27 protein-coding genes, 1 pseudogene and 1 riboswitch are annotated in these 25,312 nt (G+C 64.4%); of the genes and pseudogenes, 14 read left to right on the top strand and 14 right to left on the bottom strand.

All coding sequences use genetic code 11. The features are described 5' to 3' along the window. The first annotated feature begins 94 nt into the window (after positions 1-94). On the top strand, positions 95-787 hold the full coding sequence (locus tag CH289_RS16645) for a hypothetical protein (protein WP_019667177.1): 693 nt from the start codon (positions 95-97) through the stop codon (positions 785-787). Positions 788-844: 57 nt separating this feature from the next. Here CH289_RS16645 and CH289_RS16640 read toward each other — a convergent pair whose 3' ends face one another. From CH289_RS16640 to CH289_RS16630, 3 genes are read right to left on the bottom strand one after another with little or no spacing between them, the layout of a single operon-like run. Beyond that, a complete protein-coding gene (locus tag CH289_RS16640; RefSeq protein WP_019667176.1) occupies positions 845-2,287 on the bottom strand; it encodes an NAD(P)(+) transhydrogenase (Re/Si-specific) subunit beta in 1,443 nt (480 codons plus the stop codon). Further along, positions 2,287-2,640: an NAD(P) transhydrogenase subunit alpha part 2 gene (locus CH289_RS16635; RefSeq protein WP_019667175.1), complete on the bottom strand. Its 354-nt coding sequence runs from the start codon at positions 2,638-2,640 to the stop codon at positions 2,287-2,289. Before CH289_RS16635 ends, CH289_RS16640 begins: the two co-directional genes overlap by 1 nt. Further along, the gene (locus tag CH289_RS16630) at positions 2,640-3,752 is read right to left on the bottom strand and encodes a Re/Si-specific NAD(P)(+) transhydrogenase subunit alpha (protein ID WP_019667174.1); all 1,113 of its coding nucleotides are present in this window, start codon (positions 3,750-3,752) and stop codon (positions 2,640-2,642) included. Before CH289_RS16630 ends, CH289_RS16635 begins: the two co-directional genes overlap by 1 nt. 249 nt (positions 3,753-4,001) lie before the next feature. Here CH289_RS16630 and CH289_RS16625 point away from each other — a divergent pair, with 249 nt between their 5' ends. Both CH289_RS16625 and CH289_RS16620 read left to right on the top strand, forming a co-directional pair. Next, positions 4,002-4,442, top strand: a complete 441-nt coding sequence (locus tag CH289_RS16625) for an HIT family protein (protein WP_179276821.1) — start codon at positions 4,002-4,004, stop codon at positions 4,440-4,442. Continuing rightward, complete coding sequence (locus CH289_RS16620) at positions 4,439-5,077, top strand: Type 1 glutamine amidotransferase-like domain-containing protein (protein ID WP_094728192.1); 639 nt, start codon at positions 4,439-4,441, stop codon at positions 5,075-5,077. Before CH289_RS16625 ends, CH289_RS16620 begins: the two co-directional genes overlap by 4 nt. Here CH289_RS16620 and CH289_RS16615 read toward each other — a convergent pair. Continuing rightward, positions 5,074-5,385 (bottom strand): hypothetical protein, encoded by a 312-nt coding sequence (locus CH289_RS16615; RefSeq protein WP_020113123.1) that lies wholly within the window; start codon positions 5,383-5,385, stop codon positions 5,074-5,076. The two genes, CH289_RS16620 and CH289_RS16615, sit on opposite strands and share 4 nt — an antisense overlap. Before the next feature lie 220 nt (positions 5,386-5,605). On the opposite strand from CH289_RS16615, the gene CH289_RS16610 reads away from it, so the two are divergent. The 3 genes from CH289_RS16610 to CH289_RS16600 all read left to right on the top strand — a co-directional run bounded on the left by CH289_RS16610 (position 5,606) and on the right by CH289_RS16600 (position 8,084). After that, on the top strand, positions 5,606-6,127 hold the full coding sequence (locus tag CH289_RS16610) for a DUF3558 domain-containing protein (RefSeq protein ID WP_256977268.1): 522 nt from the start codon (positions 5,606-5,608) through the stop codon (positions 6,125-6,127). An 8-nt stretch (positions 6,128-6,135) separates the two neighbouring features. Continuing rightward, positions 6,136-6,654, top strand: coding sequence for a DUF3558 domain-containing protein (locus tag CH289_RS16605; protein WP_019667169.1), 519 nt, complete (start codon positions 6,136-6,138; stop codon positions 6,652-6,654). 68 nt (positions 6,655-6,722) lie between these two features. After that, positions 6,723-8,084: an FAD-binding oxidoreductase gene (locus CH289_RS16600; RefSeq protein ID WP_020113120.1), complete on the top strand. Its 1,362-nt coding sequence runs from the start codon at positions 6,723-6,725 to the stop codon at positions 8,082-8,084. Here the strand turns inward: CH289_RS16600 and CH289_RS16595 are convergent. The 6 genes from CH289_RS16595 to CH289_RS16570 all read right to left on the bottom strand — a co-directional run bounded on the left by CH289_RS16595 (position 8,081) and on the right by CH289_RS16570 (position 15,978). Continuing rightward, the gene (locus CH289_RS16595) at positions 8,081-9,394 is read right to left on the bottom strand and encodes an aspartate aminotransferase family protein (protein WP_020113119.1); all 1,314 of its coding nucleotides are present in this window, start codon (positions 9,392-9,394) and stop codon (positions 8,081-8,083) included. The two genes, CH289_RS16600 and CH289_RS16595, sit on opposite strands and share 4 nt — an antisense overlap. Continuing rightward, positions 9,395-10,447 carry a TIGR03842 family LLM class F420-dependent oxidoreductase gene (locus tag CH289_RS16590; RefSeq protein WP_019667166.1) on the bottom strand — a complete coding sequence of 351 codons (1,053 nt, stop codon included), beginning with the start codon at positions 10,445-10,447 and terminating at the stop codon, positions 9,395-9,397. Between the two features lie 3 nt (positions 10,448-10,450). Then, complete coding sequence (gene hydA, locus CH289_RS16585; protein WP_094725104.1) at positions 10,451-11,872, bottom strand: dihydropyrimidinase; 1,422 nt, start codon at positions 11,870-11,872, stop codon at positions 10,451-10,453. A gap of 21 nt (positions 11,873-11,893) precedes the next feature. Further along, on the bottom strand, positions 11,894-12,730 hold the full coding sequence (locus CH289_RS16580; protein WP_037140411.1) for a nitrilase-related carbon-nitrogen hydrolase: 837 nt from the start codon (positions 12,728-12,730) through the stop codon (positions 11,894-11,896). A 119-nt stretch (positions 12,731-12,849) separates the two neighbouring features. Next, positions 12,850-14,367: an ATP-dependent DNA ligase gene (locus CH289_RS16575; protein WP_033190339.1), complete on the bottom strand. Its 1,518-nt coding sequence runs from the start codon at positions 14,365-14,367 to the stop codon at positions 12,850-12,852. Positions 14,368-14,436: 69 nt separating this feature from the next. Then, entirely contained in the window at positions 14,437-15,978 is a 1,542-nt protein-coding gene (locus CH289_RS16570; protein WP_037140415.1) for a carboxylesterase/lipase family protein, read from the bottom strand. Positions 15,979-16,074: 96 nt separating this feature from the next. On the opposite strand from CH289_RS16570, the gene CH289_RS16565 reads away from it, so the two are divergent. The 6 genes and pseudogenes from CH289_RS16565 (at position 16,075) to CH289_RS16540 (ending at position 21,693) form a co-directional block, all read left to right on the top strand. Continuing rightward, positions 16,075-16,722, top strand: a complete 648-nt coding sequence (locus CH289_RS16565) for a hypothetical protein (RefSeq protein WP_256977267.1) — start codon at positions 16,075-16,077, stop codon at positions 16,720-16,722. 73 nt (positions 16,723-16,795) lie between these two features. Continuing rightward, positions 16,796-18,238 (top strand): annotated as a pseudogene (locus tag CH289_RS16560) (sugar porter family MFS transporter); the annotation flags it as partial. Positions 18,239-18,270: 32 nt separating this feature from the next. Further along, positions 18,271-18,370, top strand: a riboswitch (TPP riboswitch). Continuing rightward, entirely contained in the window at positions 18,364-19,092 is a 729-nt protein-coding gene (locus CH289_RS16555; RefSeq protein ID WP_170949259.1) for a TenA family protein, read from the top strand. Its footprint overlaps the riboswitch before it by 7 nt. Continuing rightward, a complete protein-coding gene (locus CH289_RS16550) occupies positions 19,089-20,090 on the top strand; it encodes an ABC transporter substrate-binding protein (RefSeq protein ID WP_256977266.1) in 1,002 nt (333 codons plus the stop codon). Before CH289_RS16555 ends, CH289_RS16550 begins: the two co-directional genes overlap by 4 nt. Further along, positions 20,087-20,953: an ABC transporter permease gene (locus CH289_RS16545; RefSeq protein ID WP_020113113.1), complete on the top strand. Its 867-nt coding sequence runs from the start codon at positions 20,087-20,089 to the stop codon at positions 20,951-20,953. Before CH289_RS16550 ends, CH289_RS16545 begins: the two co-directional genes overlap by 4 nt. Beyond that, positions 20,950-21,693 (top strand): ABC transporter ATP-binding protein, encoded by a 744-nt coding sequence (locus CH289_RS16540; RefSeq protein WP_094728188.1) that lies wholly within the window; start codon positions 20,950-20,952, stop codon positions 21,691-21,693. Before CH289_RS16545 ends, CH289_RS16540 begins: the two co-directional genes overlap by 4 nt. On the opposite strand, the gene CH289_RS16535 is transcribed toward CH289_RS16540, so the two are convergent. Then, positions 21,670-22,314 carry an FMN-dependent NADH-azoreductase gene (locus CH289_RS16535; protein ID WP_027499055.1) on the bottom strand — a complete coding sequence of 215 codons (645 nt, stop codon included), beginning with the start codon at positions 22,312-22,314 and terminating at the stop codon, positions 21,670-21,672. The two genes, CH289_RS16540 and CH289_RS16535, sit on opposite strands and share 24 nt — an antisense overlap. A gap of 74 nt (positions 22,315-22,388) precedes the next feature. Here CH289_RS16535 and CH289_RS16530 point away from each other — a divergent pair, with 74 nt between their 5' ends. Continuing rightward, positions 22,389-22,787 (top strand): helix-turn-helix domain-containing protein, encoded by a 399-nt coding sequence (locus CH289_RS16530; RefSeq protein WP_019667154.1) that lies wholly within the window; start codon positions 22,389-22,391, stop codon positions 22,785-22,787. Here the strand turns inward: CH289_RS16530 and CH289_RS16525 are convergent. Further along, on the bottom strand, positions 22,754-23,074 hold the full coding sequence (locus tag CH289_RS16525; RefSeq protein WP_019667153.1) for a hypothetical protein: 321 nt from the start codon (positions 23,072-23,074) through the stop codon (positions 22,754-22,756). The genes CH289_RS16530 and CH289_RS16525 overlap by 34 nt on opposite strands. A 234-nt stretch (positions 23,075-23,308) precedes the next feature. Continuing rightward, complete coding sequence (locus CH289_RS16520) at positions 23,309-24,079, bottom strand: hypothetical protein (RefSeq protein WP_026348138.1); 771 nt, start codon at positions 24,077-24,079, stop codon at positions 23,309-23,311. Between the two features lie 133 nt (positions 24,080-24,212). Between CH289_RS16520 and CH289_RS16515 the strand changes: the two genes are divergently transcribed. Further along, complete coding sequence (locus tag CH289_RS16515; protein ID WP_020113110.1) at positions 24,213-24,518, top strand: GNAT family N-acetyltransferase; 306 nt, start codon at positions 24,213-24,215, stop codon at positions 24,516-24,518. Here the strand turns inward: CH289_RS16515 and CH289_RS28335 are convergent. After that, on the bottom strand, positions 24,487-24,636 hold the full coding sequence (locus CH289_RS28335) for a hypothetical protein (protein WP_019667149.1): 150 nt from the start codon (positions 24,634-24,636) through the stop codon (positions 24,487-24,489). The genes CH289_RS16515 and CH289_RS28335 overlap by 32 nt on opposite strands. Between the last annotated feature and the right edge of the window lie 676 nt (positions 24,637-25,312).

The raw sequence follows: 25,312 nt of genomic DNA, 5'->3' as shown, positions 1-25,312 counted from the left end.
GCTCAGAGTCGTACGGCATCCTCGTAGCCGAAGGACAGGCGTGCGGACAACGCAGTAGTACTACAGGGGCGACACGAAGGGGGTGTTGTAGGCAGTGAGTGCCGACACCGACAGCATGGAATTGGTGCAGCTCGAGGGCATCGAGATCGACCACGACGCACTGGCTCGAAGCAGGCGATTGATGGCACGGCTCGTCGCAGTCGCCGGGCTGCTGGGAGTACTGGCCGTGGTACTTGTGGTGCTTCCGCTCGCGGGCGTGACGTATCCGTATTCGCGGGCGCTGGTTCCCAGCTTGGACGGACCCGCGAACGCACTGCTCGAAGCGTTCGGAGTCACCCCTGTTCTGGTCGCGGTGGCAGGTCTGACGGTGGTGTCGCTGATTCGTAAGCTGCCGTACGGGATCGGTGCCGTCATCGCCCTCGTACTCGGAGCGTCTCTGACGACGGCAGCGGTGCGGTCGTGGGCCGACGGCTGGGTGCCGGCGTCGGCGCTGCCGAACGGGTACGTGACGGCGTGTGCATCGTTGGTGTGCGCGGCGACACTCGTCGCGAGTGCGCGGTTCCTGCCGATGGTGTGGGGACTCGGCGCGGTTGCAGTGGCGACGGTGTCCGCGGCGGCCGTCATCGGCGGTTCGGCGACAGTCGTGGGCATCGTGACGACTGTGGCTATCGTGACCGCGTGGTGGGCTGGGTCGTCCGCAGTCATGTTGTACTCGCCCGTCGCTGCCGAGCGTGAGGCCCAGAATCCGTTCGACACCGCTGCTCTCGCACTGCGAAGACTGCGCTAGAACGCCGATAGCCCGGTGACCGTGTCAGGCCACCGGGCACTCGCACCGAAGAACGAACTACAGAGCTTTGAGCTCCTCGATCACCGAGTTGACGGACTTCTTCGCGTCGCCGAACAACATCGAGGTGCGATCGGCGGTGAACAGCGGGTTGTCGATACCGGCGTAACCCGAGCTCATCGATCGCTTGAGCACGATCACCGACCGCGACTCGTCGACGTTGAGGATCGGCATACCGTGGATCGGGCTCGACGGGTCGTTGCGCGCCGCCGGGTTGGTGACGTCGTTGGCGCCGATGACGATGGTGACGTCGGTGCGATTGAACTCGCCGTTGATGTCGTCCATTTCCTTCATCGCGTCGTACTCGACGTCGGCCTCGGCGAGCAGCACGTTCATGTGCCCCGGCATACGGCCGGCAACGGGGTGGATCGCGTACTTGACCTCGACGCCCTTGCTCTCGAGGATCGACGCCATGTCCTTGACGGCATGCTGAGCCTGCGCGACAGCGAGGCCGTACCCGGGCACGACGATGACCTGCGATGCGTACGCCATCTGGATCGCTGCATCCGCGGCCGATGTCGACTTGACCGTGCCACCCGATGCGTCCGCGCCCGGTCCGGCATCGCTGCCACCGCCACCGAACGACCCGAACACGATCGCCGGAATGGACCGGTTCATCGCCGTTGCCATCAGGTTGGTCAGGATCGAACCGGATGCGCCGACGATCATGCCTGCCACGATCATGGCCGTGTTGTTCAACGCAAGACCGGCAGCCGCTGCCGACAGTCCGGTGAGCGCGTTGAGCAGCGAGATCACGACGGGCATGTCCGCGCCGCCGATCGGGAACACCACGAACAGACCCATCAGCCCGGCTGCGACGAGCACCAGCACGATGAACCACACCGAGGTGCCCTCACCCGGAGTCGACTTGACACCGATGTAGATCGCGACCGCCACGGCGAGGACGAGCAGCACGATGTTGGTGAGCTGGAAGATGCGCGCATTCTTCACGAACGCCTTCTCGACGTTCTTGTTCAGCAGTTCCTGCAGCTTGAGGAACGCCACGAGCGAACCCCAGAACGACACCGAACCGATGACTGCGGCGAACAGCGATCCGACAACGATGTGCACCGTCGGCTCTTCACCGTGCTGGAACGCCGAGAACCCGTCGGTCTCGATGAACTCCGCCCACGCGATGAGCGCGACGGTGCCGCCGCCGACGCCGTTGAACAGCGCCACCAGCTGCGGCATGGCCGTCATCTTGGTGCGCTTGGCCGGCGGAACGCCGAGCAGAACACCGATCGCGAGACCGGCGGCGATGAGAATCCAGTTGATCGCGGCGGCGTCGCGCACCTCGATCAGGGTCGCGACGACGGCGATACCCATACCGACAGCGGCGATCCAGTTGCCGCGGACGGCGGTCTTCGGGCCCGTCAGGCCCATCAGACCGTAGATGAACATCGCGAACGCAACGATGTAGAGAATGTTGACGACATTGTTCATCAGGAATCGGCACCCTTCTGGCCAGAATCAGACGACGCCGCAGGATCAGAAGCAACGGGTGCCTTCTTGGACTTGAACATGCTGAGCATGCGGTCGGTGACCAGGAAGCCGCCGACGACGTTGAGCGTGCCGAAGATCAGCGCGACGAACGCGATGATCCGCACACCCCACGACGCATCCTCGGGCAGACGGCCGAGCACGATGAGCGCGCCGAGCACGACGATGCCGTGAATGGCGTTGGTGCCGGACATCAACGGTGTGTGCAGCGTGTTGGGAACCTTGGAGATGACGGCGAATCCGACGAAGCCCGCCAACACGAGAATCGCGATGTTCGCGAGAAGAGCGGTGTACATCAGGCGTCAGCCTTTCTGGTGACACAGGACTGCGCGACGACCTCGTCGGAGAAGTCCGGCGTGAGTGCGCCGTTCTCGTCGAGAAGCAGTTCCAGCAGTGCGGAAACGTTCTTCGAGTACAGCTCGCTGGCGTGCTCGGGCATGGTGGCCGGCAAGTTCAGCGGCGAGGCGATGGTGACGTCGTGCTTGACGACGGTCTGGCCGGGCTCGGTCAGCTCGCAGTTGCCGCCGGTCTCACCGGCGAGGTCGACGACGACACTGCCGGGCTTCATGCCCTCGACAGCGGCGGCCGTCACCAGACGCGGAGCCGGACGACCCGGCACCAACGCGGTGGTGATGACGACGTCGAAACCCTTGATCGCTTCTTCGAGTGCCTGCTGCTGCTGGGCACGCTCGTCCTCGGTCAGCTCACGTGCGTATCCGCCCTCACCGGCAGCGTCGATCCCCAGATCGAGCCACTGCGCACCGACGGAACGAACCTGATCGGCCACCTCCGGGCGCACGTCGTAACCGGTTGGCCGGCCGCCGAGACGCTTCGCTGTCGCCAACGCCTGCAGACCCGCGACACCTACGCCGAGGACCAGCACGGTCGCCGGCTTGACCGTGCCTGCGGCGGTGGTGAGCATCGGGAAGAAGCGAGTCGATTCCGACGCGGCCAACAGAACGGCCTTGTACCCGGCCACATTGGCCTGCGAGGACAGTGCGTCCATCACCTGTGCGCGGGAGATACGCGGGATCGCCTCGACCGCGAACGCCTGCACCCCGGCGGCGGCGAGTGCGTCGATCTTGTTGTCGGCGTTACGCGGCGCCAGGAATCCGATCAACGTCGAACCCGACGACAACTTCGAGATCTCGGCATCCGTCGGCGGGGCCACCTTCACCACTACGTCGGCGGACCACGGGTCCCCGATCGTTGCTCCGGCCGCGGCATACAGCTCGTCCGGAATCAACGCTCCCGAACCCGCACCGGACTCGACGACGACCTCGACGCCCTTACCGATCAGCGACGCGACGACCTTGGGCACCAAGGCCACTCGGCGCTCGCCGTCCGCGGACTCACGCACGACACCGACACGTGTCGTCCTGCTCTCTGTGCTCTGCGATGTTTCCAATTCTCCGACTTTCGTATGTTGAATGGCGCCCGTGGTACGGCGAACGGGGGTAACCGCGCGGCAAACAGGCAAAGCCCAGCGTCAAGGCACAAGGTCCCTGATGATAGCCAAATGAGGCAGACCTCAGGTAACCCAGACCACAACTGTGGTTTGTTCTGAATCGAATCCGACGCGCCCCGACGTGCAACCCTTCCATTTGCGGTGACGGACATCACAGTGGGCACGTCGGCGCCCACCTACAGTTGCGGCGTGAACAACTGCGTGTTCTGCGCCATCATCGACGGCGATGCCCCCTCGGTCCCCGTGTACGACGACGACGACGTCGTGGCGTTTCTCGACATCAGACCGATCACTCGCGGCCATCTCCTGGTGATTCCGAAGAGACACTCGCAAGACCTCGACACATTGGATCCGCGCCTCGGCGGCGCAGTGTTCGCCGCCGGACAACGACTGTCTCGCGCGATCAGGCGGTCGGATCTTCGTTCGGACGGCGCCAACCTCGTCCTCAACGACGGCAAAGCCGCCTTCCAGACCGTGTTCCACACGCACCTTCACGTCGTACCGCGATGGACCGGTGACACACTGCGGTTCGTGACGGGATTCGTGACGCGACGGCTGAAGAATCCCGAGGCGACGGCGTCGGCGATCAGGACGGGTTTGACGCGTTTGGACGAGGAAGAGTCCAGGTGAAGCTGTTTCTGGCGTCGTACCGGTTCGGCGCGCACGTCGACGAATTTCTCGCCCTGACGTCCGGTCCGGGTCGCGTCGCCGTAATCGCGAATGCCGCGGATGCGTGGCCCGCCTCGGCGCGGCAGTCTGCCGTCGTCAGCGAACTGCGGAGCCTGAGCGAACTCGGTTACGTCGCCGAGGAACTCGACCTCCGTCGATTCCGAACCGACCGCGACGCGCTCCGCCGAGAACTCGACGCCGTCGACACGGTCTGGATCCGCGGGGGTAACACGTTCGTGCTGCAAGCTCGGCTCGAGATCGCGGGCGCCGACGGCGAGATCACCTCGCGAGTGCGGGACGGTTCCCTCGTGTTCGCTGGGTACAGCGCGGGCGCGTGCATCGCCTCACCGTCGCTTCGAGGCGTGGAGGCAGCCGACGATCCGGCAGAAGTCGAGGCGGCCGCCGGTCGAACAGCATCGTGGACCGGCCTCGGTCTGACCGACCACTCGTTCGTCCCGCATTTCGGGTCGATTCTCGACGAGAACGGCGCCGCGCAGGACATGGTGTCAGTGTTCGAGTGCGAGAACGTCCCGTACCTGACGCTGACCGACGAGCAGGTCGTCGTGGTCGACGGCGATCACTTCGAGCGTCTCTAACCGAACTGTGCGATCGGGGCCAGCCGGTCCAGCGAGATCCACGCCATTTCGCACCGGCGACGCGTCACTTCGTCGGCGTCGATCAGCAGCATGTCCAGCAGCATCTTGGGCCGTCGCTTCCACGTCTGTTCGGCGTCGGCGACGGTGGCACGCTCGAACAATCCGGACTGCGCGAGTGCGGTGACCCACTCCTGGACGTCTCCGCGGTGGATCGCCTCGATGGTGTCGTAGTCGACTCCGCCGTCCTGGAATTCGTACGAGAACATCGCAGCGACGTGGTTCCACGACTTCTGTTTCGGCTCCATCATTTTCGGGCCTCCTCGCTGACACAGGGGCCGACCGTGTGTGCCACTCCCGGCCCTGGACGGACCTGACGACCCGCCTTCGCAGGACGCTAGACCTCGCAGCTACAACATTGCGTTGCGTGCGCGCATCGATCCGGTAACGGAAGTGACTGAAGTTACTGGTGTGACTCACGTCGGCCGTGCGCAACGACATCCAGCACTCGACTCGGTAGGCTCCACAACCGTGTGGAAGCGGGCAACCATCATCGGCGCGGTAGCGGCAGTGACACTTGCCGCCGGATGCTCCGGCTCCGACGACACCGACGGCGGCGCCTCGCCCACGACAGAGCCGGACTCCGCGCAGACCGAAGAACTGTTCGTCGGAGAATGCGGTTCGCTGACCGACGAAGAACTGACGTCCATCACCGGGGTCCGCGGGCTCGCCTCGTCGTCGAAGAACGCTGTTCGCTGCCGCTGGGACGCCGTCGACACCGGCGCATACGCGATGTTCACCTGGTATCGAGGAAGCCCGATAGACCGCGAACGCACCGTCGCCGGCCAGATGGGACGCGAGATCGGCGTCATCGATGCCGACGGGCACCCGGGGTTCACCGACCGAGGAAGCGACGCGTCGTGCGAGGCAGGCGTCGAGTCCGGCGACGGCTTCCTGCACTGGTCGCTCAACTACGTCTACGCCGCACCACCTCGCGACAGTTGCGACGTGGTCGAGGACCTCGTGCGCGCGACCGTCGAGAATGCGAGATAGGCACTGCCATGAGACGTCGAACTTCCCTGGCCGCGGCCGCAGCGGCACTGTCCCTACTCGTCGGCGGCTGCAGCACGACCGTCTCCGGAACCCCCGTCGCGCAAGGCGCGGGTGACGTCGACACAGAATTCGACAAACTACTGCAGGAATGCGTCGCCGTGCCGGACGACAAGATCGCCGAGTCGGTCCAAGCGGACACCGTGAGCCAGTACTTCTTCGGTGCGGTCTGCATGTGGTCCGGATCCGGCCCGTCGGGGCTGATCGACGTCACGTTCGCCTGGTACGAGGACAATTCGCTGGGCCGCGAGCGCGAGCTGTCCGAGAAACTCGAGTACTCGGTGGAGCCGGTCACGGTGGGCGGCGCGAGCGCCTTTCTGTCCCGGCGGCCGGGCGACCCCGCGTCCTGCGGCATCACCGCCTCGTACTCCGGCACCATCACCTGGTGGGTTCAGTACCGATCCGGAACAGTCGATCCGTGCGCCGGAGCAACCAGACTCGCGGAGCTGACACTGCAACGCAATACGTAGCCGACCTAATTCTCGCGGTTTCAATCAACTCCGGTTCATGCCGCGGGCTCCACTCCTAGTCTGGGGTGATGACCGACCTGACCGAACTGCGCCGCGCACTCCCCGAGGGATCCGTCATCGTCGATCCCGACATCACCGAGGGATATCGACGAGATTGGGCGAAGGACCCCGATGCCGGATCACCGCTGGCCGTCGTGCGAGCAACCTGCACCGCCGACGTGCAGGCGGTCATGAAGTGGGCCACCGCGCATCGCGTCGCGGTGGTTCCCCGGGGCGCCGGTTCCGGATTGTCCGGCGGTGCAACCGCCGTCGACGGCGGAATCGTTCTCACGACCGAATCGATGCGGGACATCCATGTCGATCCCGTGACGCGTGTAGCCGTGACCCAGCCCGGTCTGCTCAATGTCGAGGTCAAGAAAGCCGCCGCCGAGCACGGCCTGTGGTATCCGCCCGACCCGTCGTCGTTCGAGATGTGTTCCATCGGCGGCAACGCAGCCACCAACGCGGGCGGTCTGTGCTGCGTGAAGTACGGCGTGACCACCGACTACGTGCTCGGCCTCGAAGTGGTCCTCGCCGACGGCACAGCTGTGCGTCTCGGTGGCCCTCGGCTGAAAGATGTTGCGGGACTCTCTCTGACCAAGCTGTTCGTCGGCAGCGAAGGCACCCTCGGGATCATCACGGAGATCACCGTTCGACTGGTGCCCGCACAGCCGCCCGCGAGCACCGTCGTCGCATCGTTCTCCTCGGTGCGCGACGCGACGACGGCGATTCTCGCGATCACCCGGAATCTCCGTCCGTCGATGCTCGAGTTCATGGACCGTGCGTCGATCGGAGCGGTCGAGGACGCGATGAAGATGGGACTGGATCGGGGTGCGGCCGCGATGCTCATCGCCCGCTCGGACTCCCCCGGCGCAGATCGCGGACGGGAAATCGACATCATGGCCTCGGCGTGCACCGAAGCAGGGGCATCCGACGTGTTCACCACCGACGATCCCGACGAGGGTGAAGCCTTCGCTGCAGCACGGCGATTCGCGATCCCTGCGGTGGAACGGATGGGTAGCCTCCTGCTCGAGGACGTCGGGGTTCCATTGCCGGCGCTCCCCGACCTGGTCGAGGGCATCGAGAGGATCGCGGAGAAGTACGAAGTACTGGTCGCGGTCATCGCACACGCAGGCGACGGAAACACCCACCCTCTGATCGTGTTCGACCCAGCCGACGCGGACATGGAGCGACGCGCGAACATCGCGTTCGGCGCCATCATGGATCTCGCGATCTCGCTGGGCGGCACGATCACCGGTGAACACGGAGTCGGCAGGCTCAAGAAGGCCTGGCTACCGGATCAGGTGGGCGAGGACGTCATGAAGCTGACTCAGCGAATCAAGTCCGCACTCGACCCCGACGGCATCCTCAATCCCGGAGCCGTTCTCTAGTCGAGGGCGGCGGCGCACTCGTCGGAGACGGTCAGGACATCGTCGAGAATCTCCAGGCCCTGTCGGAGTTCGTCCTCGGTCGTCGTCAACGGTGGCGCGATCTGAATTCTGTTGCCCGCCATGAACGGCCACAGGCCGCGCGCTTTCGCCGCCGCGGTCACCTTCCCCATGGGTTCGGCATCCTTGCCCGTCGCCGCGAACGGCACCAACGGGTCACGCGTCTGCCGATCCTTGACCAGTTCCACAGCCCAGAAGAACCCCCGACCTCTCACCTCCCCGACGCTGGGATGGGACTCGGCGAGCTTGGCCAGTCCGGCGCCGAGCACGTCGGCGCCGACGCTTCGGACGTAGGGCAGAATTCCGTCGCGTTCGAACACTTCGATGGATGCCACACCGACCGCACAGGCCAGCGGATGCCCCGAGTACGTCAACCCGCCCGGATAGGGCTTGTGATCGAATTTCGACGCGATGGCTTCGGAAATGACGACGCCGCCCAGCGGGACGTAGCCGGAATTGATTCCTTTCGCGAAGGTGATCAGGTCGGGCTCGACGTCCCAGGCCTGGCAGGCGAACCATTCCCCGACCCGGCCGAATCCGACCATGACCTCGTCCGCGATGTAGACGATGCCGTACCGGTCGCACAGTTCGCGCACCCCCGCCAGGTAACCCGGCGGTGGCACCAGGACACCGTTGGTACCGACGACGGATTCGAGAATGAGGCCCGCGATGTTCCCCGGGCCCTCGAGCTCGACGACCTGTTGCAGATGGGACAGCGCCGCTGCGGTCTCGTCCTCGGGAGTCGTTGTGCCCCAGGGTGACCGATAGGGGTACGGACCGAAGAACCGGACGACGTCGACGTTGGTCGGTTCGGTGCCCCACCGCCTCGGTTCACCCGTCAAGCCGATGGCCACACCGGTTCCGCCGTGGTACGAGCGGTACGCGGCCAACATCTTCGTCCGGCCGGTGTGCTGGCGGGCCAGGCGCACGGCGTGCTCGACGGCTTCTGCTCCTCCGGTGGTGAAGAAGACTCGGTTCAGATCGCCCGGTGCTCGCTCCGCGACGAGAGCCGCGAGCTTGCTTCGGGTGGAGTTGGCGACCGTCGGGGAGATCGTCGTCAGCACACGGGCTTGGTCGACGATCGCCGCCACGAGATCCGGGTGCTGATGACCCAGGTTGACGTTGACGAGTTGCGACGAGAAGTCGAGGTATCGATTCCCCTTGTCGTCCCAGAACCAGGACCCTTCGCCGCCGTCGACGGTGATCGGGTTCAACTCGGCCTGCGCCGCCCAGGAGTAGAACACGTGGTCCATCTACTTGCCGCCTTCCTCCGATCCGACGGATGCAGTCGTCGCCCCTGCCAGATCCGGGATGACGTGCTCACCGTAGGACTCCAGTGTCGCCGATTTGGCATCGTGCTGGAGGTACACCGAGAACTGGTCGACACCCAGCGCTTCGAGCGCCTTCAGCTTCGTGACGTGCTCGGCGGGGCTGCCCAGGATGCAGAACCGGTCGATCACGTCGTCGGGCACGAACTCGGCGTGCGAATTCCCAGACTTACCGTGCTCGTTGTAGTCGTACCCGGTGCGTGCAGCGATGTAGTCGGTCAACGCAGCAGGTACACCCCCACCGTCGTTTCCGTATCTAGCCACGATGTCCGCGACGTGGTTGCCCACCATTCCCCCGAACCATCGGCACTGATCACGCGCATGCGCGAGTGCGCTCGCGCTGCCGTCGGTGACGTAGGCGGGTGCTGCCACACAGAACTTGATCGACGACGGATCCCGCCCGGCGGCGTCCGCGGCGGCCCGGACTCGTCCGATCGTCCACGACGCGATGTCCGGGTCGGCGAGCTGCAGAATGTACCCGTCGGCGACTTCCCCGGTGAGGTCGAGCGCCTTGGGTCCGTACGCGGCAACCCACACCTCGAGTGTCGATCTCGTCGCCCACGGGAATCGGACGACGGTGTCACCGAGCGACACCGACCGGCCGTTGGCGAGCTCGCGGATGACATGAATGGACTCGCGCAACTGGGCGAGCGTCGTCGGCTTTCCGCCGAGGGTGCGAACCGCCGAGTCACCTCGACCGATTCCGCAGACCGTACGGTTGCCGAACATGTCGTTGAGCGTGGCGAACGTCGACGCCGTCACCGTCCAGTCACGGGTGGCGGGATTGGTCACCATCGGCCCGACGACAACCCTCCTGGTTTCCGACAGGATCTGGCTGTGAATGACGTACGGCTCCTGCCACAGCAGGTGGGAATCGAACGTCCAGACATGCGAGAAACCATGCGTCTCCGCGCGTCTGGCGAGGTCCACGACGCGTGATGCAGGCGGAGTGCACTGCAACACGACTCCGATGTCCATCGGTCACACGAGATTCTGCGACAGCTCGCGCTTCACGAACCGCCCGTCTCCGGCCGAACCACGATATTCGCCGCCGTCGACGATCACCCTGCCGCGGGAGATCACCGTGTCGACGTGTCCGTCGATCTCGAAGCCCTCGTAGGCGGAATAGTCCATGTTCATGTGGTGCGCCTTTCCGAGTCCGATGCTGGTGTGGCCGTTCGGGTCGTAGATCACGAGGTCACCGTCCGCACCGGGCGAGACGATGCCCTTCCTCGGGTACATGCCGAACATGCGCGCGGGCGTGGTGCAGCAGACGTCCACCCACTTCTCCAGGGTGATCCTGCCGTTCTTCACCCCCTGGAACATCAGGTCCATGCGGTGCTCGACGGATCCGATTCCGTTGGGAATCTTGGAGAAGTCACCGATGCCCATTTCCTTCTGGTCCTTCATGCAGAACGGGCAGTGGTCGGTGCTGACGGTGGCGACGTCCCCCGTTCGTAGGTAGCGCCACAATTCGTCCTGGTGGCCTTCGGCGCGGGATCTCAACGGCGTCGAGCACACCCATTTGGCGCCGTCGAATCCCGGCGCGCCGAGCTGCTCTTCGAGCGAGAGGTACAGATACTGCGGGCAGGTCTCGGCAAACACGTTCTGCCCGTTGCCTCGTGCGACCGCGATCTGTTCCAGTGCCTGCTTCGCGGAGACGTGTACGACGTACAGCGGGGCTCCGGTGACGTTCGCCAGCATGATGGCACGGTGGGTTGCTTCTTCCTCCAACTGCCACGGTCGCGAGGTGCCGTGAAAGTACGGTGCGGTGTCGCCGCGCGCCACCGACTGTGCGACGAGCACGTCGATGGCGATCCCGTTCTCGGCGTGCATCATCAGCAGCGCACCGGTCTCCGCTGCGGTCTGCATGGCGCGCAGTATTTTTCCGTCGTCGGAGTAGAACACGTCCGGATACGCCATGAACAGTTTGAAGCTGGTGACACCTTCGGACACCAACTCGCTCATCGCTTTCAGCGAATCACTGTCCACGTCGCCGATGATCTGGTGAAACCCGTAGTCGATCGCACAGCGCCCGGCAGCTTTCTCGTGCCACTGCGCCAGCGTGTCCTGAACTCGTTGCCCTGGAGTCTGGATGGCGAAATCGACGATGGTGGTGGTGCCGCCCCACGCTGCGGCCCGGGTGCCGGTCTCGAACGTGTCCGACGCGAACGTGCCCCCGAACGGCATCTCCATGTGCGTGTGCCCGTCGACTCCACCGGGGAGCACGTATTTCCCGGTCGCGTCGATCACCGTGTCCGCCGTCTGGGTCAGGTCGGCAGCGAGCACCGTCGAACCTGGTTGCAGCACAGCGACGATGGTGCCACCGTCGATCAGCACATCGAGCGGTTGGGCACCCGTCGGCGAGACGACTGTGCCTCCGTGAACGAACGTCGTCCCCATCTCAGCACCTCCGGCCGGCGGTCATGGCTCCACCAGCGGCGCGTAGGCGTCGGGTCTGCGGTCCCGATAGAACGCCCACCGGTCACGGACCGTCTTGATGAGATCCATCTCCAGGTCACGCACGATCAACTCGGGCTCGCTGTCCGAGGCGACGTCACCGACGAACTTGCCTTCGGGGTCGACGAAGTAGCTGGTGCCGTAGAAGTCGTCGTCGCCGTACTCCTCGATGCCGACGCGGTTGATGGCTCCGATGTAGTACTCGTTGGCCACCGCCGACGCCGGCTGCTCGAGTTTCCAGAGGTAGTTGGACAACCCGCGCGAGGTGGCCGACGGATTGAACACGATCTCGGCTCCGGCGAGACCCAACGCACGCCACCCTTCCGGAAAGTGCCGGTCGTAGCAGATGTAGACGCCGATGCGACCTACTGCGGTGTCGAACACCGGCCAGCCCAGGTTGCCGGGCCGAAAGTAGAACTTCTCCCAGAAACCGTTCACGTGCGGGATGTGGTGTTTGCGGTATTTCCCCAGGTAGGTACCATCAGCGTCGACCACGGCCGCGGTGTTGTAGAGCATGCCCGGTTGTTCCTGCTCGTAGACCGGCAGGATCATGACGATGCCCAATTCCTTCGCCAGTGCCGCGAACCTGTCGACGGTGGGTCCCGGAACCGACTCGGCGTAGTCGTAGAACTTCGAGTCCTGCACCTGGCAGAAATACGGGCCGTAGAACAACTCCTGGAAGCAGACGACCTTCGCCCCTTGTTCGGCCGCACTGCGCGCGTATCCCTCGTGCGCCTCGATCATCGTCTGCTTGTCGCCGGTCCAGTTGGTCTGGACCAGAGCCGCTCGAACTGTCGTCATGGCTGACCACTTCCGTCCCTCGTTCTCGATGGGCCTGTTCAACATAAGTGATCCACGAGGTACACGTGCGGTCAATGGTGTTACAACATGAAGTGAGGACGTTTCGGCCGGGTAACGACTCAGGTCGACGGCATCAACAGGGCCCGCACGGCGTCGATGGTGTCCGCATCCGCCGGGGTCTTGTCCGGCCGATACCGCAGCACGCGTGCGAATCTCAGTGCCACACCACCCGGATAGCGGCTACTGGTCTGCGCGCCGTCGAGCTCGATCTCCACGACCAGTTCGGAGTTCAGGTAGACGGTGTGCTCGTCGCGCGATCGCTCGTGCTCGAGAAATTCCTCGGTCTGCCACTGCAACAACGCATCGGTGAGACCTTTGAACGTCTTACCGACCATGATCGGGTCACCGCCGTCCGGGTCACGCGCTCCCAGATGCAGGTTGGACAACCACCCGGTGCGTCGCCCGTAGCCCCATTCCGCAGCCAACACGACGAGGTCGAGAGTGTGCTCGGGTTTGACCTTCTGCCAATCCTTTCCCCGTCGTCCGGCCGCGTAGATCGAGGACAGCGACTTGATCATCACCCCTTCGTGACCGGCGTCCAACGCCGCATCGAAGTGAGCGGCGGCCGAATCCGCGTCGGGTCGCACCAAGGACGGGATCCGATGTTGCGGAGCCACGCGCTCGAGGGCGTCGAGTCGTCGTTCGAGCGGTTCGTCCAACAGGTCAACTCCGTCGAGGTGGATACAGTCGAAGAAGTACGGCTGCAAGAGCAATTCGTGTGCGCTCTGCGCGCCGAACCGACTCATCGTCTCCTGGAACGGCCGGGGTCTCCCACCGTCGGTCAGCGCAAGGGTTTCACCGTCCAACACCACGGACTCACAGGGAAGTGTGCGAATCAGCTCCACCAATTCCGGTACGCCGTCGGTGATCTCGCGCAACGTCCTGGTGTAGATGTGCACGTCGTCTCCGAGCTTGTGCACCTGGATCCGTGCACCGTCGAGCTTGTACTCGACGCTCACATCTCCCTCCATGTCCGCCCAGGCGGACGCCAGCGTCTCCGCCGGCGAGGCGAGCATGGGACGAACCGGCCTTCCGACCTGAAGACCGAAGCCTGCCAGTGCCTCCTCCCCACCGTTCAACGCAGCAACTGCGGTCGCGTCGAGACGCCCGGACAACATGAACGCCCGGCGCACCGGCGCCGGATCCAACCCGGCGGCCTTGGCGATCGCATCGGTCATCACTCCTTCGAGCGCACCCTGGCGAAGTTCACCCGTCATCAGGCCGACGAGAAACTTCCGTTCCGCCCCGGTCGCCGACGCCCAGAGGTCGACCAGCAGTTCACGCCGCCGCGCGGCCGAGCCAGGTCCCGACGTCGACGCGACGGCGGTGATGGCGTCGTCGACCTCGCTCACCGTCAGCACACCGTCCGGAGCGGCCGGGACGTCGATGTCTGCCAGAGTGCGCCACCCGACCCCGATGCGGCCCTGCGGCAGCTCCCCGGACAGCCAGGACACGACGACCCCCACGTCCGCGGACTGCAGGTCGGCGAGCAGCAGGCGTAGAGCCTCGGTCTTCGCCTTGCGGGAGCGCGTGGCACCGACGGCCGAGGAGGTGTCGATGATTCGAGTGAACAGCACGTACCGAACGTAACCGGAAGGTCGGACACTCAATCCTTCCGCGGCGCGAGCGTGCTCGGTCGACGTGTGTCAGCTGAAGCCGAGTACCCGGTCACCCCACGCCACCCTGGTCTCCCCGTCCGGGTCGTCGACGACGTTGTCCTGGCCGTCGATCACCAATGTGGCACGAGCCGGCTCGGTGTACAGCGGCCAGTGTTTCGCGCCGTCCAGCGTTGCGGGAACTCCGTGACGCGCGAACGCCGTCCACCGCTTCATCACACGGGCCGAGACGGCCGTCGCAGCTTTGCGGCCACCGAGCCAGAACGTCGGATCGCGGTTCAGGGTGCCGAAGTTGCCGAAGACGTAGGGCAGTTCCGTTGCGTGACCGGCTCCGATCCGCGCGGCTTTCAGCATCGGCGTCGCGTGGTCGAACCGGTACATCCAGACCGGCGAATGCCTGCTGTGCGCGTCGGCGATCCAGAGGCTGGGCATCTTGAACCCCGCGTCGGTCGACATCGCGAGCGCCCCGGAGGTCTTCGATCGTTCCGGGTACGCCGACATGATCTCGGCGACGCGGAAAGCAGGCAGTTCCGCGTGGTCGTTCGCGATCGCCCGGAACATCTCGGACACGGTGTCCGAGGTGACCGGCATCAGCGGCGACTTCATCAACCGGAAGATCGACGCCTCGTCGTTGTTGGTTCCGATGATCAACGGAATTCGGTGGGCGAACCCTTTCTGGAACGCCGCGACCGGATACCGAGGCACGATGTCGCCGTCGACGACCGGCGCGAGCCCGAGTGTGCCGGGCACCTTCGTCGGGATCTCGTAACAGAGCGTGTCGCCCGCCTCCACGAGCCGCATGAACTCGATGGTCTTCAGCTCGTGGATTCGATCCGGCGTGACGTCGACGAGTTCGAGGAATCGTCCCGCCACCTGCGCAGCGCGGTCGGGACCGTACACCGACGTCGCGGGTGCGCTCTGCACTATCGCGCGGTGGAACAACCCCGCGGCCTTCGGCGACGTCATCAGCGTCGTCACCGACGCGCCACCCGACGATTCACCGAACAGCGTCACGTTCGACGGGTCACCGCCGAACGCGTCGATCGATCGGCGCACCCACTCGAGCGCCGCGATCATGTCCCGCAAACCAAGATTCGATTCGAACACCGTGTCGTCGGTGGAGAACGAGGACAGGTCGAGGAATCCGAACGCGCCGATCCGATAATTGATCGTCACGATCACCAGGTCGCCGACTTCCGCGAGACGCCGACCGTCGTACACCGCCTGAGACGAGGACCCGAGCGAGTAGGCGCCGCCGTGAATCCACACCATGACCGGTCGCGGGGTTCCGTCCGGCTCCGGCGCCCACACGTTGAGCGACAGGCAGTCCTCCGACATGGGGATGTCGGGATCGATGGGTACCGGGTTGTCCAGGCCCTGCGGAGCGACGGACCCGAAGTGCCTGCAGTCCCGCGGCTGTGTCCACGGTTCGACGGGGCGAGGGGATCGAAATCGATGTTCACCGTCCGTCGGCGCCGCGTAGGGAATGCCCTTCCACGCGTGGACCGACCCGTCCTGATGGCCGATCACATCACCGTCGGGCGTGCGCACCTGGCATGTCGTCTCGCTCATGGCCCCTCCTACGATCTACCGGCGTTCGCCAACGTACCAACTCCCCGTCGGCGCGGATCGTCGTTCATGTCCGCGACGTTCTTTATGCTGAGCCGTATGACGCGGGTTCGGATCTACGCTGGTGCAGCGTGCGGGCTTGCCGCCGTCCTCCTGTCCGGGTGCAGCACGCAGTCGTCGGGGAACGCAACGGCGCCGCTCGCGACGGTGGACACCGATCCGCCGTCGGTGATCCGGACGACCACACCCCCGGCCACGACAACTCCCGCGCAGACGACCACTCTGCGGTCGACCACTCTGCCGACGACGAACTCGACCACCACGCCCGCAGTCGCCGACCCCGCTCGTTACGAGGGGCTCAGCGGTTTCTACTACTTCACCTCCCCTACCGGGAAATTCGAATGCGCCGTGTTCATCACCGATGCGTCGGTCGCCGGCTGTCACGGCGAGTTCCCGCCCACTGCTCCCCGGGTCGAGGGCAGCGGCGCTCCGGATTCTCGAGTGGCTCCCAACACGATCGAGCTGACGGCCGGCACCGCGGCGCGATTCCTGAGCTCCGGTGACCCTCGGTTCCATCGGTTCGACGCCATCGCCACTCCGCTCCCCTACAGTGAAACGCTCTCGATACCCGGGTCGGGTACGTCGAACGGCATCACGTGCAGGGTCGACGAGCTCGCCGGGGTCTCCTGCACCGACCAGGTAGGGCATGGTTTCACCGTGTCCGACACGGCGTTCGAGTTGAAGTGACCGGTGTGTTTCGCAGTGCGAACGACCGGGCATAAGCTGACAGCCGTACGGCGAGACCGCCGCACGATCATCTGTCGCGGCCGAGAGCACTGAGCTCTCCGACCGGGAAGGAGTTTTCCCGATGTCCACCACGCCGACTCGACGCAACGCCAAAGTCATAGGCGTCAGCGTCGCCGCCGCGGTCGGCGGCTTCCTGTTCGGTTTCGACAGCTCCGTGATCAACGGGGCCGTCGACGCCATCGAAGGCCGTTTCTCACTTGGCTCGTTCACCACCGGCTTCGTCGTCGCCATCGCGCTGATCGGGTGCGCCGTCGGCGCCTGGTTCGCGGGCTCGCTCGCCGATCGATGGGGCCGCAAGAAAGTGATGGTGCTGGGCTCGGCCCTGTTCACCATCTCCTCGCTGGGATCGGGCCTCGCCTTCAGCGTCCCCGACCTGATCCTGTGGCGCATCCTCGGCGGCCTCGGTATCGGTATCGCCTCCGTCATCGCGCCCGCCTACATCGCCGAGATCGCTCCCGCGAAATGGCGCGGAAGTCTGGCGTCACTGCAGCAACTCGCCATCACCCTCGGGATTTTCGCCGCCCTTCTCTCCGACGCCCTGCTGCAGGGCGCCGCGGACGGTGCGTCCAACGACCTCTGGCTCGGTCAGGAAGCCTGGCGCTGGATGTTCCTCGTCGGCGTCGTACCGGCCCTGATCTACGGCCTGCTCGCAGTCACCATCCCCGAGTCACCTCGCTACCTCGTCGGCAAGCACCTCGACCAGGAAGCTGCCGACATCCTCGCCAACATCACCGGTGAACTGCATCCCGACGAGCGAGTCCACGAAATCCGCCTCACTCTCCGCAAGGAGGAGAAGGCCTCGTTCGCCGACATCCGCGGCCCTAAGTTCGGGCTCCAGCCGATCGTGTGGGTCGGCATCGTCATGGCCGTCCTGCAACAGTTCGTCGGCATCAACGCGATCTTCTACTACTCGACGACGCTGTGGAAGTCCGTCGGCTTCACCGAGGACCAGTCGTTCACGACGTCGGTCATCACCTCGATCATCAACGTCACGATGACCTTCGTGGCCATTCTGTTCGTCGACCGAATCGGCCGACGCAAACTGCTCCTGGGTGGTTCCGTCGGCATGTTCGTCGGTCTGCTGATGGCAGCGATCTCGTTCTCCCAACAGATCGGCAGTGGCGACGACGTGTCCCTCCCGAGCCCGTGGGGTGCCGTCGCGTTGGTCGGAGCGAACCTGTTCGTGATCTTCTTCGCGGCGACGTGGGGACCCATCATGTGGGTTCTTCTCGGCGAGATGTTCCCCAACCGTATGCGCGCCGTCGCCCTCGGAATCGGAACCGCCGCGAACTGGCTGGCCAATTTCGCTGTCACACTTGCCTTCCCGCCGCTCACCCAAGCGATCGGCCTGTGGGCGATCTACGGATTCTTCGCCGTCATGGCGGCAGTCTCGTTCTTCTTCGTCAAATCGAAGATTCCCGAGACCAACGGCAAGGAGCTCGAGGACATGCAGTAACGGATCGCCGACGAGAGTGCTAGGGTCGGCGATGTTCTGACACGGGGTGCGTCCGTACATGCGGATGCTGAGATCACACCCGTCGAACCTGATGCAGGTAATGCTGACGAAGGGATGTCAAGGCGATGACAACGCCTGTGCACTCGGTGCACTCGGAAAAACCCGGCGATTCCGGTCGCTACACGGATCACCTGTGGGACGCGACGGCGGATCTGCGCGCCGCGATCGACGATCTCGAGTTCCTCGAGCTCCTCGGTGACGGCACGCTTCCGCTGGACGCGTTCCGCACGTACATCGCCCAGGACGAGCTCTACCTGGCCGGATACGCCAAAGCCCTGTCCATCCTGGCGTCGAGAGCGCCGGACACGCAGACCGCGGCGTTCTGGGCATCGTCTGCGGCAGGTGCCGTCGCCGAAGCGTCACTTCATGCGTCGCTGCTGTCCAGCGACGCGCTACCGAGCCCCGGTGCCGAGATCGAACATTCACCGGCGTGCCTCGGCTACGTCTCGTACCTCGTCGCCACCGCCGCGACCGAGCCCTACGTAGTCGCGGCCGCGGCCGTACTTCCGTGCTACTGGATCTATGCCGACGTGGCAGTTCGCTTGTCGCTCGCGGCACGGGAAGTCCTGCAGCGCGACCCCGAACACCCCTATGCACGGTGGGTGTCCACGTACGATTCCGACGAGTTCCGCACGCTCGTCGACGGCGCCCGCGCCCTCGTCGACGACGCGGCTGCTGCGGCGACGGACGTGCAGCGCCACGCCATGACGCAGGCGTTTCGCGTCGCCACCCGGTACGAACTGATGTTCTGGGACACCGCACTTCACCCGACGCCGTGGCCGGTGGCACGATGAAACGTCTCCTCGCCCTTGCGTGCGCCGCGATCTCCGTGGCGGGCTTGACCTCGTGCGCGCAAACGAACGATTCGGACACCATCAGATTCGCGCTCGACTGGACACCCAACACCAATCACACCGGCTTGTACGTCGCCCTCCAGGAGGGCTACTTCGCGGACGCCGGGCTGGACGTAGAGGTGTTGCCGTACAACAACACTTCGTCGGACACCCTCGTCGATTCCGGTAACGCGGAGTTCGGGATCAGCACGCAGAGCTCCACCGTCTTCGCGAAAGCCGCCGGTGCGCAGATCGTTTCGGTGCTCGCCCCCCTGCAACACTGGGCGACGGCAATCGGTGTCCGCGCAGACCGCGACGACATTCCGAGCCCCAAGGCATTGGACGGCAAGGTGTACGCCGGCTTCGGCGACACCGGTGAGCAGGCAGGCCTACGACAGGTTATCCAGAACGACGGTGGTAGAGGCGAGTACGAGACCGTGGTGCTGGGGACGTCGGCGTACGAAGCCGTGTACTCCGGTACCGCGGACTTCACCGTCTCCTATCTCGCATGGGAAGGCATCGAAGCCGAGCACAGCGGGACCCCGATGAAGTACTTCGAGAACACCGACTACGCGTTCCCCGACGCGTACGCCATCACCATCAGCGGCAACGAGAACTGGCTGGCCGACAACTCCGATGAAGCCGGGAAATTCGTCCAGGCACTGCAACGCGGGTACCAGCTTGCGGCCGACGACCCCGATCGCGCCGCCCAGGACGTCATCGACGCCAACCCGGGAACCTTCACGGACGAATCGTTGGTCTTCGAGAGCCAACGAATGTTGGCGGACAAGTACATGCGCACCGACGACGGCACGGTCGGTACGCAGAACCTCGACAAGTGGACCGAGTACTCGAAGTTCTTGTACGACAACGGGGTTCTGGTGGACGAGAACGGCGCGCCGCTCTCGTCCGAGCCCGACTGGTCCACGTACTTCACCGACGAGTACGTCGCCGAATGACTACCTCGGCGATCGGCGACGCGTCTTCCGAGGCGTCTCCGGCCGCACGCGGTGTCAGGCGATGGCCGACTGCCGGAGCGGACGGGCGGGCTCTCGTTCGCTGGGCCCTGCCGTCGGCAACCATCGTCGTCGTCCTCGTCGCGGTGTGGCAGATCTACGTCACCGTCAGTGGAATTCGGCCTCAGGTACTTCCCTCACCCACGCGAATCCTGAGTCAGGGATGGGCGCATCGAGACGCGATCGCGGCCAATGCTGCAGCGACACTGCAGGTCACGGTCATCGGCTTCACCGTATCCTGCGTCGTCGCCTGGATTCTCGCTGTCGCCGTCGACTTCTCGCCCTGGCTGCGTCGAGCAGTCGTTCCGTTGTTCGTGGTGTCGCAGACACTGCCGATCATCGCGATCGCGCCCCTGCTGATCATCTGGTTCGGGTTCGGCTTGCTTCCGAAAATCCTCGTCATTGCGTTGGCGACCTTCTTTCCCATGGCAATCGGCCTGATCGAGGGCTTCGCCTCGGCCGATCGCGACGCCCGAGCGCTCCTGTCGAGCATGGGAGCCGGCCGCTGGCAGCAGTTCAGATACGTGCGTCTACCGTCGGCGATGCCGCGGTTCTTCACCTCGCTCCGAATCGGCATCACCTACGCCGTCGTCGGTGCGATCTTCGCGGAATATGCCGGCGCGAGCGCGGGCCTCGGCATCTACATGAGCCAGCAGAAAAACTCGTTTCGTACCGATCTGGTGCTCGCTGCCGTCCTCGTCACCGCCGTCATCAGCGTCCTGCTCTTCTTGCTGACGTACGTCGTCGAGAGACTGTTCATACCCTGGGCTCGCGACGAACGGGGACGAGAGGAACAGCCGCGATGAGCAGAGTGCACGTGGCAGGCCTGACGAAGTCCTACGGCAACCGCACGATCCTGGACGGCATCGACTTCGACGTCGAACCCGGTGAATTCGTGTCGGTGATCGGCCCGAGCGGATCCGGCAAGAGCACCATCTTCAACATGGTGGCCGGCCTCGACTCGCCGGACGGGGGTGTCGTCGAAGCACCCCGCAGTGCCTACATGCCGCAGAAAGACCTGCTGTTCCCCTGGCGGTCGGTGCTGGACAACACGACCCTCGGCCTCGAGGTGCAGGGCGTTCCGAAGAAAGAGGCGCGTACCCGGGCTCGGGACCTGTTCGACGTCTTCGGACTCGCTGGGTACGAGAACGCTCGGCCCTCGGAGATGTCTGGGGGAATGCGCCAACGCGCCGCACTCCTCCGGACCGTCGTTCAAGGCCACGACCTACTCCTGCTCGACGAACCGTTCGGCGCGTTGGACTCGCTGACCCGAACAGACATGCAGGAATGGTTGCAGGACGTCTGGCTTCGCTACCGCTGGACGGTACTGATGATCACGCACGACATCCGAGAGGCCGTGTACCTCTCGGATCGCGTGGTGGTTCTGTCCGACAAACCGGCCCATGTCCGACGCCAAGTCGCCGTTCCCCTGCCGAGGCCACGTGAGCCGATGGTCGTCACGACACCCGAATTCGCTGCCGTCGAGTCGGAACTGATCGACGTACTCGTCAGCGCACGTCGGTCACGAACCCAGTCGGGACGCTAGAGCTGCCACTGCGGATCGTGCGTCCGCGAGGCTCGCTTCCGCCTGCGGAGTCAACGCCGCCATCGCCGGAACCCGGGAGGCGAGCGTCAGGTCCACGGTCACGACGAAGACCTCCATCCCCAACGCCACACCGAGCACCTGCTGCAACTGCGGCACCGTGTGATCGGCACCGAAGTCCGGCGTTCCCGGGCCGTACTGGTTGCCTCGCGACGACACCACGACAACCGGCTTGCCTTCGAGAGGCCGAGTCGGCGCGTCGAACGGCACGGTGATGCCCGGAACGTGGATGTAATCGATCCACGCTTTGAGAGTCGACGGAACGGACCAGTTGTACATCGGCGCACCGACGAGAAGCACATCCGCGGACACCAACTCGTCGATCAGTTCCTTCTGCAACGCCTCCGCCTCCGGCGGCGCAATCTCGTCCGAAGTTCTCAGATGCGGCGCCCAGTGCAACGCGGACGTCGGCAGATGAGGCGGCGGATTGCGATGCAGATCCCGATAGATCACAGAATGATCGGCACCGAGCGAATGCCAGGTGTCCGAAAAATGTGCGGTCACCGCTCGACTCACGGACGCAACAGGATCAGCGGAAGAATCTAGATGCAACAACTGCGGCACGGACACTCCTTCTAGTAGCGGTAACTAGAGAATATGCCCAGCATGGGAGTAGAGCCTGCAGATAGGCTCGAGGTATGGATCATCGGTACATTGCATCGGCGTTGTCGCACCCTGATGCACAGTTGGTTTCCGCCCGCATTGCGGAGTCGGGTGATCGTGTACCCACTGTTTCGCTCGATGGAGTGGAACTCGACATCGACGAGTCGGGCCGACGAGCTGTCGTGGAACTGCTCCGACTTCTCGCCGGGGGTACGTCGGTGACGGTGGGCCCGGTGAGCGAGCTACTGACGACGTCGCAGGCAGCCGAGATCCTCGGTGTATCCGACACTTACGTCCGAAAACTGGCCGACGCGGGCGACCTCGCGATCGAGATGCGCGGCACTCACCGCAGGTTCCGCCTCGAAGATCTTGTCCGACTTCGGGAGACGTTCAAGAAGAATCAGCCGGCTTCGCGGCCGAGCAACTCGGACTGAAGGGTCAGCAGGTCCCGGAAGGCCTCTCCTGATGCACGCCACAGCTGTTCGCTGTCGATGAAGTCGACGCCCAGCAAGTTGACATCTCCACGGTAGGCGCCGACGTCGACGGACAGTTTGCGAACGATCATGGAGATGTCACGCTCGAGGTATCCGGAGTCGCTGCTTTCCAGGGCCCGGAACTGAGCGGAAAAGTGGTCGGCCGAGATCCGTCGGTCCACGAATTGCGCAACAAGGATGACGAAACGCGATGCGTGCAGCGATGGGGATCGAAACGAATGCTCCACGGAACTTTGCCTCCCTGGTCGACAACGCCACTCGTCGTCGCCATCGAACTCAACGGACCGAGACGCCGACGTAGCTGGGCAGCGGATCCGCCGGGGACCTTGCCGTGCGAGGGGTGTCGAACGTCTCGATAACAAACAGGAACTTCACCCACGATAGGGAGTAGAACCTGATCGATCCGCTGTTTCTGGGATTGCTATGACCGTTCACAACAGAACGGTCGGTCCACTTGTGACCTACAGAAGCGACCCGAGCGGCGCGCGTTCAGGGGTGTCGAGCTCCCAGAATTTCCAACCGTCGCAGACCTGCGCATCGCCGCTGATATGTGTCGCGACGGCACTGGCGGCCTCGGTGGGATCTTCGAATCTACGGCCCTCCATCGGTCCACGCACGATCTCGAGGCGCGAACTGTCGGGGTCGTACCGCGCACTGAGCCGGTAGCCGTCGAAGTCGGCAACGACACGAACGCGCAGGTCGATAACCTCTTCGACCGACGCGGAACGCTTTGCATCCGTTCGCCGGGTCTTCTTGCCGACGCGATGAGACGCCGCGGAGTGCGCTGCTTCTGCCAGCGTCGGGTCAGCGTCGACGTTCAACCCCAGAAGACTCCACCTGTCGTGACCGTGTTGCACCCGGCCGACAGCGATTGCGTGGTGTCCGGTACGAGAGCGCAACGGAGAATCCTGCACCCACAGATCGACCTCGCCCCTGATGTCCGCGGCCATTTCCTCTGACGACACCATAAAAAAAGACGGATCCGACTTGCCCAGATCCACGAACACCCAGTACGTCGAGCCGGTGTCATCGGTGGCCAGCGACTCGTCCTGCCGACGCGCCTTCCAGTCACCCTCCACCTTGGACCTGACTCGGACCACGCAGCTGGAACCGTCGACTGCCCACACCTGGACCGGATTGCGACGCGACGTGGTGAGCCGCTCAGCGCGACCCCCGTGCATCACCACCGCTTCGATGAATGCGCGTATGCCCTGCTCCGAAACGTCTTCCACGGTGCTACCTCTGTTCTGCCTACCCGTGCAGATGAAGAGAGGTGCCTACGACGGGTAGCACGCGCACGACTCGGGAATCTGACCTCAGCCTAGTGGTCCGGCGCCTCACGTGGATACCGTGCACAATCGACGCATGAACGTACGGGCCGAGCACGACGCCGAAAGAAGCAGATTCGTGTTGTACTCGGACACCGAAGTTGCCGCGGTATCCGAGTACTTCGACGTCGGAGACACCCGCAATTTCTTCCACACCGTGACACTCCCCCAGTACCGCGGCAGAGGGTACGCCGCGGTACTGACGGAATACGCGTTGAACGACACCCGCTCGCACGAACTGTTCGTTCAGCCGTCCTGCTGGTTCGTCCGCGAATTCATCGAAACGAACGCAGACAACTTCGGCGACCTGCTCACTTCTCCCGGATCGCCCGGCGAGCGGTAGCGAACAACGGGTAGTTGTCCGTATGCTCGCCGTCCTCACCCTTCTTCTTCCGGTACCGTTCCAACGACTTCGCAACGCGCAGTTCGTGTTCACGGATTACGTTCTCGTACAGATACATGGGAACTCCTCGAATAGCTTTGCAGCCCAGCATGATCAGGACAGGCCAAGACGCCGAATGCCCTGCGAATACGAATAGCGGAATGGACGTCGCTACTCGAACGAGAGTGCGGCACGGGACACCGTAAACGGATGCCCGGCAATGTTTTTGAGTTCTGTCACCAAGTCGCACCCCTTTCGGTCCATGTACTCGCCGTGTTCCGTGCACCATCATGCTGCACAACTCTCACAGGCGCCACCGAATTAAATTGCACGGCACATCGCGCCGGCTCGTCATCGGGTCGCGGGCAATCGGAGTGCCGTCGACAGCAGCGTCGGTGACCATGTGGCACGTGCGTGAGCGGCTGTGTACCTGAGAGCGGCGGGGTGACCTCATGTTGTGCGTGTGGGGGTGGTGTCAGCGCACATTCGGGGGGTGTTTTTCTGTGGGTGTTGTCGCTGTCTCTGTTGGCGGAGCGGTCGTGGATTCACCCTCGTGTTGTGCGTGTGGGGGTGGTGTCGGCGCACATTCGGGGGGTGTTTTCGTGGGTGCTCGACCGGTGTCCGAGGGGGTCCTGCACGGTGGGGTGTTTTCTGTGCGGGTATGCAGAACACCCCCGGGGACCGTGTGGTTCCCGGGGGTGTGCTGTGAAAGTGTGTTCGGCGGTGTCCTACTCTCCCACACCCTGTCGGGTGCA

It is taken from the genome of Rhodococcus sp. RS1C4 (assembly GCF_002258225.1).
Taxonomy (GTDB): domain Bacteria; phylum Actinomycetota; class Actinomycetes; order Mycobacteriales; family Mycobacteriaceae; genus Rhodococcoides; species Rhodococcoides fascians_E.
This window is presented reverse-complemented; position numbering and strand designations above follow the sequence as displayed.